General features: G+C 61.3%; 2 protein-coding genes and 1 pseudogene. 2 read left to right on the forward strand and 1 reads right to left on the reverse strand.

What is annotated here, in order from left to right:
• The first annotated feature begins 2 nt into the window (after positions 1–2).
• Together G5B31_RS19755 and G5B31_RS19760 are read left to right on the forward strand one after the other, a co-directional pair.
• Positions 3–3,734, forward strand: a complete 3,732-nt coding sequence (locus tag G5B31_RS19755) for an AAA family ATPase (protein WP_165019925.1) — start codon at positions 3–5, stop codon at positions 3,732–3,734.
• A gap of 550 nt (positions 3,735–4,284) precedes the next feature.
• The gene (locus G5B31_RS19760; RefSeq protein ID WP_165019926.1) at positions 4,285–6,945 is read left to right on the forward strand and encodes an AAA family ATPase; all 2,661 of its coding nucleotides are present in this window, start codon (positions 4,285–4,287) and stop codon (positions 6,943–6,945) included.
• Between the two features lie 329 nt (positions 6,946–7,274).
• On the opposite strand, the pseudogene G5B31_RS19765 reads toward G5B31_RS19760, so the two are convergent.
• Positions 7,275–7,637 (reverse strand): annotated as a pseudogene (locus tag G5B31_RS19765) (hypothetical protein); the annotation flags it as partial.

Raw genomic sequence — 7,637 nt, forward strand, 5'->3', positions numbered from 1 at the left:
CCATGCAGATTCTCTCGATCAGCGGGGAAAACATTGCGAGCCTCGCAGAGCCTTTTGCGATCCGACTCAATGAAGGACCTCTTTCATCTGCCGGCCTCTTTGCCATCACGGGAGAGACCGGTGCAGGGAAATCGAGCCTTCTCGATGCGATGTGTCTGGCCCTCTATGGCGACTGTCCTCGCCTTTCGGGTGCTGGCACTCGGGAAAGCGTCGAGGACGTCGATGGTCAAGAACTGAAGTCCAACGACCCCCGCATGGCACTTCGCCGTGGAGCTTCCAACGGTTTTGCCCGCGTAGTGTTCCGGGCGGTCGACGGAGAGGACTATGCGGCGGAATGGATGGCTCGCCGGGCGCGGGGAAGACTGGATGGGCGGCTGCAGGCAGTAGAGCGGAGCGTGATGCGGCTGTCGGACAAGCAGGTTCTCGCGACGCAAACCTCCATCGTGAACGAGCGCATCGTCGAGCTGACCGGTCTGACATATGATGAGTTCCGGCGGACAGTGCTCCTTGCGCAGGGCGATTTCGATGCCTTTCTCGTTGCAAAGACGGGTGACCGGGCTGCGATCCTCGAAAAGGTGACAGGCACCGAGATCTATCGAGCGATCTCGCGGAAGGTCTTCGAGCGTTATGCGGAGGCGCGGCGCTCGCTCGACTCGCTCGAAACGCGGCGCGGCGAGCACAGGCTTTTGTCCGGGGATGAGCGCGAAGCCCTGTCCGCGCAGATTGGGGAACTGCGGGACCTCCAAACCCTGGATGGCAAGGAACTTCAGCGGATCTCGGCCGAGATCGCCGTGTATGAATCGCGGGACGAAGCCCATACGAAAGTCACCAAAGCGAGGCAGCGGGTGGCAACAGCGCAAACAGCGCTTGAAGACTGTGCAGAGAACCAAGCTTGGCTCAGGGAATGGGAAGGCGCGCGTGGCCTGCGCAGCGAGGTTAAGGAACGGGAAATCGCGGTCAAAGCTCTCGGCGATGCTTCAGCATCACGCGATGACCTCATCATCAAACATGATCAGCAGGATGCGCTGGTGAAGGAAGCGAACGTCGCGGTGCAGACGGCAAAGGCCGATCACGACGCGGCGGAAGAGCTGTTCAAGAAGCTCGGCCCGGACTGGACACGCGCGACGACCCTCGATGGGAACATGAGGACCGCAGAGGGCGAATTACGGGATGCCGAGGCGAAAATCGCCGATGCGGCCGAACAGGCAAGACAGGCGGATGCTGTTTCGCAGGACCTGGAGAGGGACAAGAAGGCGCTCGAGGCGGCTGTTGCGCGGGAGAGCGCCACCCTCGAAGCCGTCGTCGGCCACGAGACGTTGTTGGCGAACTGGACGATGCTCGAGGGTCGCCTTCAGGATCGTATCGAGGCGGCCACCAGCCTGGCAGCATGGTTGGTCGAGAAAGCGGACCTGACAGACTCGATAGCGATTGACGTCAAGACGAAGACGACCGCGCAGGACGCGATCAGGAGGGCCGACACTACCGTCACGGCTGCCCACGAAAGGCAGGATCAGGTTGCGGGTGAGCGCGAGGCGTTGAGGTCCGCTAACCCGTCCGCCAGATTGGTGCGTCTGTCACAAGCGGCGACGGAACTGCGCGCTGTGCAGGGCGCTGATCGAGAGGTGGGCGCTGCACGAAGCGTGATCTCCGGGAGTGAAAGGAAGATCGCAGATGCGCGCGCACAGCTTGCCTTTGCGGTCGCGGCGAAGGCGATTGCGACCACAGAGGTCGAGGCCGCCCGGCAAAGGGTCGAAACGCTCAGGCGTCCGGTCGCCAGTGCTGCGGCCGCAGTCTCGGCCGAAGCTGCGCGCCTGCGGCAGCATCTCCGGGATGGAGAACCGTGCCCTGTCTGTCAGTCGCTCTCTCATCCTGTGATGCAGGACAGCGCCTTGGCGCAGCTTGCGGCCGAGCTCCGCTTGCAGCTTGAGACCGAAGAGAAAGCGTACTCTGCGGCGATGGACGCACTCCGAAACGCCGACGGAACAGCGGCCGAAGCCGAGAAAATTAGCGCCGAGGAGACGGCGATCAGGCCAGAGCTCGACAGTCGCCTCGCGAAGGCCATCGAGGCTTTCACCGAAGCGCGCGGCCTTCTGGACGGCACCGCTCTCGACAACCGGCTCCCGCGCGAGCCCGGTGTCGGTGATGTCGTATATGCGCAGCTTGTCGTGACGATCGGCGAGTGGCGCAAGAAGCTGGAGCAAGACCGGGACCGCCTCGAGGAGGTCGACAGGATTCATGACGACGCGGCCAGGGTGATCGATGCACAAGGGCGTGAGATTGCACGCCTTGAGGCACAGATCCGCGATCTTGATCAAAGGATGGCGGGATCCGGGTCAAGGATCGAGAAGCTGTCCGCGAATATCGAGACTGCAAGAACAGCGGTCGAGCAGATCGACACCCGGGTCGGACCAATCCTCGCGGCGCTTGGCCGCGATGTGGAAGCGTTCGGCGAGGGCGCAGAGGACGTGCTAAGCGAGCTGCAAAGGGCCGTCTCCGACCTGACGGAGGCGCAGCGTCGCCTCACCGACTATCGGGCCCGGCTTGCAGAGCTGGGGCCCGACATCGCCCGAGCTGCGGCTGAGCTCGCAGTCGCAAGGCGTGCAGAAGCGGATGCCACGGCTCAAAGGGATGCGCGGACCAAGAACCTCCATGCTCTCAGAGAAGAAAGGGCATCGCTGCTGGGCGGTGAGCCTACGGAGGTGCACCGGACGCGGCATAACGATGCGCGAAAAGATGCGCTACTCGCACTCCAGCGCGTTGAAGCCACGGCCAGGCGCGAAGCGATCGTTCTCGCCGGCTTTGAAAGTGCGCTAGCCGCCGCTTGCCAGACCGTTGGTCAGGCTGAAATCCGTGCGAAGACCGCTGAGGAGGCGCTTTCGGCCGCGTGCGCTGCCGCGGGTCTGTCTTTTGAGCGCGTGATCGCACTTCACGCAGCCTCCGACGCAGAGGTCACTTCCCTCCGCGAACAGGTCCAAAAAGCACAAACTGAAAAGACCGAAGCCGACGGCGCGCTCAAGGAGCTTGAGTCTGCCTTGATTGCCATCGAAGAAAAGGGGCTTCCAGACAAACCTCGGGATGAGCTTGAGGCCCGCAAAGACGAGGTCAATGCCGCGGTCGAGAAACGGGCCCAAGAGATCGGCGGGTTGATCGAGCAGCAGTCAGCAGACCTTCAAGCGCAGGAAAGGTTGAAGGGCCTTGAGACCGAGATCAAGGAGGCCAGCGCGACCGCCGATACATGGCTCGCGATCAATGACGCCATCGGCTCTGCGAGCGGAGATCGCTTTGCCCAGATCGCGCAGGCCGTAACCCTTGGCCTTCTCGTGGAGCGTGCGAATCTGCACCTAAGGGACCTCAAGCCACGGTACCAGTTGGAGGTCGCCGCGTCTGACCTAGCGCTTCTCGTCGTTGATCTCGACATGGCCGGTGATCGACGCACGACGCGCTCTTTGTCGGGTGGCGAGAGATTCCTTGTTTCTCTGGCGCTCGCTCTGGCCCTTTCGGGCATGGGGACACATCGTGCCTTGGCCGGTACCTTATTCATTGACGAAGGCTTTGGGTCGCTGGACTCCGATAGCCTCGATCTTGCCATTGATGCCTTGGAGCGACTGCAAGCGCAGGGGCGAACCGTGGGCGTGATCAGCCATGTACAGGCAATGAAAGATAGGATCCCGGTTCAGGTCGAGGTGATCAAGACAGGCGGAGGGGCCAGCGAGGTTCGATTGAAGGTGGCGTAAAGAAAATGTTTGAAACGTGAAGATTCTTTTGATGGTCTTCGCCAGATTGGGGCAGTGTGCCTACGTCGCCGTGCTGTAGAGAAATCCCTTCTGATCGAGCATTCGGGGCGCTTAAGAGAAAGCAGGTTCTTGAATGAGTTGAGGCGTAACGGCTACATCTAATGCTGGTTCAAAAAGTGCAGTCCTCTCTGGGTCGGTGCGGCAACGGATTAAGCCCGATTGGCGCGAACACCGTTTTGAGCGAGGTGTAGTCAACCGAGCCTGCCGTTTCGGCCACATTGCCGTTCCCTCATGATCGGACGATTTCTCCCGCCATCATGGCCCGCCCATGAACGGCGAGCGTCGCGATGAACCTTGGGCAGCCGAACTTCCGGATGACATCGAGAACGCGAGCCTTGTAAGCAGTTTGCCCGATGAGGCGTAGCATCTGGCGCGGCTCGATTCCCTGCCACCGGCCAGCCCGAATGAGGTAGAAGCCCGTCGGCTTATGTGGCCCCTCGCTTGCGTCCGTCGAAAGACGCAAGCATTCTCGCCTTACAGGAGAGAGAAAATGGCCAAAGATCTGTTAGGTTGGGCCGCAGAACAGCCCGACTGGGTGAAGGACTGCCTGCGGCGGATCGCCATCGCGGCGGATTATTCAGTAGAGCAGGCGGACGCCGACTGCATCCTCGACAACGTGCGTGCCGCGGCGAGGGCTGCCTCGCCCGTTCACCCCATGATTTCCATCGATGCTTCACATATCGGAGGCGGATTTCGGGAGGCGCAGCGAACCGTGCTGGTGCAGCTTGGTCCGGTGCAGAACATCGACCGGCTCGCCGGTGACCAGAAGCTGCGCATGGCTGCAGTGGGTATCACACTGGTGTATGGGGAGAACGGGAGCGGGAAGAGCGGATACACACGCATTGCCAAGCGGCTGTGCCGCAGCCTCACCGCGGACCAACTGCGGGGGAACGTCTTCGACCCCACCGGCGGGCCAATGCGGGTGCAGGTGCGTTATAAGGTCGGCGACGATGCGGTGACCGACATCGAGTGGGATCCCGCGACCCCCGCACCCTCGCAGCTCCGTCAGATTTCAGTTTTCGATAGTCACAATGCCCGACTCTACGTCGATGGCGAGAATAGGATCGCCTACCTTCCCCGCGAAATTGCGATCCTCGAGCACCATGGCGAACTGTGCCAGAGGATGGCCGCGAAGTTCTCCGAAGAAGAGAAGGCCCTCGCATCGCGGCTGCGCGTCCCGCTTCCCGCAGGCTACACCTCAGGTAGCACTGTGTCACTGACGCTCGCTAAACTTCATCCAAAGGTTTCGTTGCTGCCGACAGAGGACGAACTTCGCGCGCTATCTGAACTTTCCAAGACGGAAATAGAGGAACTCGCCCGACTGGAGGCAGAACTCGCAGCCGATCCTGTCGCCTTGGCTGCGACGCGCCGCCGCGCCGTCGCAGTCTTGAAGCGTGTGTGCGAAGTGCTGGGTAGCCTTCGAAGCGGGCTTTCGGATACTATTGGCGAGGCAATCGTATCCGCACGCCGGGAGCTCGTCCAGGCTGAGGAGGCTGAGAGGATCGCAGCATCCGCCAGCTTTGCGGACGAACCCGTCGCGAATGTCGGCAGCCAGGCGTGGCGGATTCTGTTCGAGGCAGCGCGCAAGTTTGCTGCCGCTGGAGCGGAGTCAGCGCCCGAGCGTCTGCCGGAGACGGCCGACGACCTTTGCCTCCTGTGTCTCGAGCCGCTCACCTCGTCTGGTGCCGACCGACTAGCGCGCTTCAACGATTTTGTGAGTGGGGAGGCCACAAAGCGCGCTGACGCAGCGCACAAAGCCCTTCAGGCGCTTCTTTCGCAAGTCGAGCAGGTCAAAGTGCCCGAGGTTGTGGTCGTGGAAGAGAGCCTAGCGGCCTACGGCCAACTCGACGCCACGCGTGCGGAAATCGTAGCCGAGATCATCAGGATCTTGCGCGAATTCGAGACCAGGCGAGCTTCTCTGCTGGACGAGACGGCGAACCCGGCGCCCGCTCCGGATGTCGCCGCGCTCATCGCGACGTCCTCCGCCGAACTCGCCCGCCTAGAGGAGGAGGCCTCGTCGCTCCAACAAAGCGCCTCCCACACCCAAACGCTGGATGCCATGCGGGCGCGGCTCGCCGAACTCAAGGACCGGGCGAAGCTCGCGAACGACATCGAAACGGTCGTGCAGCGTCTTCGGGACGTCGGGGAGCAAAAATCGCTCGCGAGCTGCCAAACACAAGTAGCGACTCGTTCGATCTCAACGCAAATCACCGCCCTGCGTAAACAGCTCGTGACCGAGGAGTTGGAATGCCGGATAGCTGAGGAGATCTGCTCGTTCGACCTAAACCACCTCCCGTTCAAGGTCAGCGATTCGAGTTCGGGCGGCAAGAGCCTGTTCTCGGTGGGTCTTCACGGCGCCGGTGCCGTGAAGAACAACCAGGTCCTTTCGGAGGGTGAGCAGCGAGCGCTGGCGCTCGCCTGCTTCCTCGCTGAGATCGGAGGCTATGACCCGCGCTACGGTATCATCATCGACGACCCGGTGTCCTCGCTCGATCACCTGCGCATTCGCAAGGTCGCCCAACGTCTCGTCGCCGAGGCGAAGAAAGGGCGGCAGGTCATTATCTTCACGCACAATCTGGTGTTCTTCAACGAGGTGGTGTCGGAGGCAGCTCGAGTCGGGGACGCTGCACCTCTGATAAAGTCGGTCGTGGCCAAGACCCAGTCCGAGGGATTCGGCGTGATCCGCGAGAACAGCGAGCCGTGGGTTGCAGACCTAAACGCACGGATTGATAGGTTGCGCAAACGCGCCACGGAGCTCAAGTCCGTAACGAACTTCGACACAGACGAATACCGCCGGCAAGCAAAGGATTTTTACTCGGACTTACGCGAATCTTGGGAGCGGGCCGTTGAGGAGCTTGTCCTTGCTAAGACCGTGGTGAGGTTCGTGCCGGACGTGATGACGGGCCGATTGAAAGACGTTACGGTCACCGACGAAGACTACCGGATCATCTTCTTCGCGATGAAGCGAGCGTCCGAACGGTCAGGCCACGACATGTCTGCCGGTAGGGACATACCGCAGCCGTCCCCGGACGACATGGAGGCAGACCTGAAGATGCTCGACGATTTCAGGATCGAGCTCAAAAAGAGGAACAAGGAGACCTCCGACAGGAGATCCGCGCTCGAGAACCCGGTAAGCGCAAAACTGATTTAGGGAGCCGTGGATTGATCGGGTAAACGGTTCGGATGTCCGCTTCCGTCGAGTTTTGATTTGGATGGTGCTCGGCCGCGAAACTACCAAAGTGGTCGTTAGTCGGTACCGCTACGTAGGCCTAGTTCGCGCCTACGAGGCGCTTCGTGCTGCGGGCCGCATGACTGGCAGCTTCGGGCTGGGAATGACGATCTCGCATTACGATACAGGTGAAAGGCCCGTTCGATACGGGCAGAAACCGAAGTTACACTGGTCTTGGGCAAAGACGCTCTCGGCTTTTCATACTGTGCTAGCGGAATTCTCAAAGGTACCCAAGCATAGCTGTTTCTCAATCACCGGCTGATCTCGCCTGACATCACAGCACGCCCATGAACGGCGAGCGTCGCGGTGAACCTCGGGCAGCCGAACCGTTGGATGACATCGAGAACGCGAGCCTCGTAAGCCGCCGGCCCGATGAGCCGACACAGGTCTGAAGCGTGAAACTGCCGGTTGCCACTTGGTGCAGCCTTGATCTGGTCGTGCAACTCCCGCTGCCGTGGATCAGGCGCTTGCTCCGACGTTGAAATAGGCGCAGCCTCCGGTCGGATCCCCGTACTAGGTGACGTTCGCCAGCGACGCATGAAACCGAGCAGGAACCCGGCCGGAACCTTGTCGTTCCCTCGCGCCAGGTTGAAGGCCAGGAAGCGGTCCCAGAT

Origin of the sequence: Rhodobacter sp. SGA-6-6 (assembly GCF_011043545.1) — a bacterium.
Classification (GTDB): domain Bacteria; phylum Pseudomonadota; class Alphaproteobacteria; order Rhodobacterales; family Rhodobacteraceae; genus Pseudogemmobacter.

What these genes read in the sequence shown, in the direction of transcription:
- G5B31_RS19760 (WP_165019926.1), top strand. Translation starts at nt 4,285, where the DNA reads ATGGCCAAAGATCTGTTAGGTTGGGCCGCAGAACAGCCCGACTGGGTG.
- G5B31_RS19755 (WP_165019925.1), top strand. Translation starts at nt 3, where the DNA reads ATGCAGATTCTCTCGATCAGCGGGGAAAACATTGCGAGCCTCGCAGAG.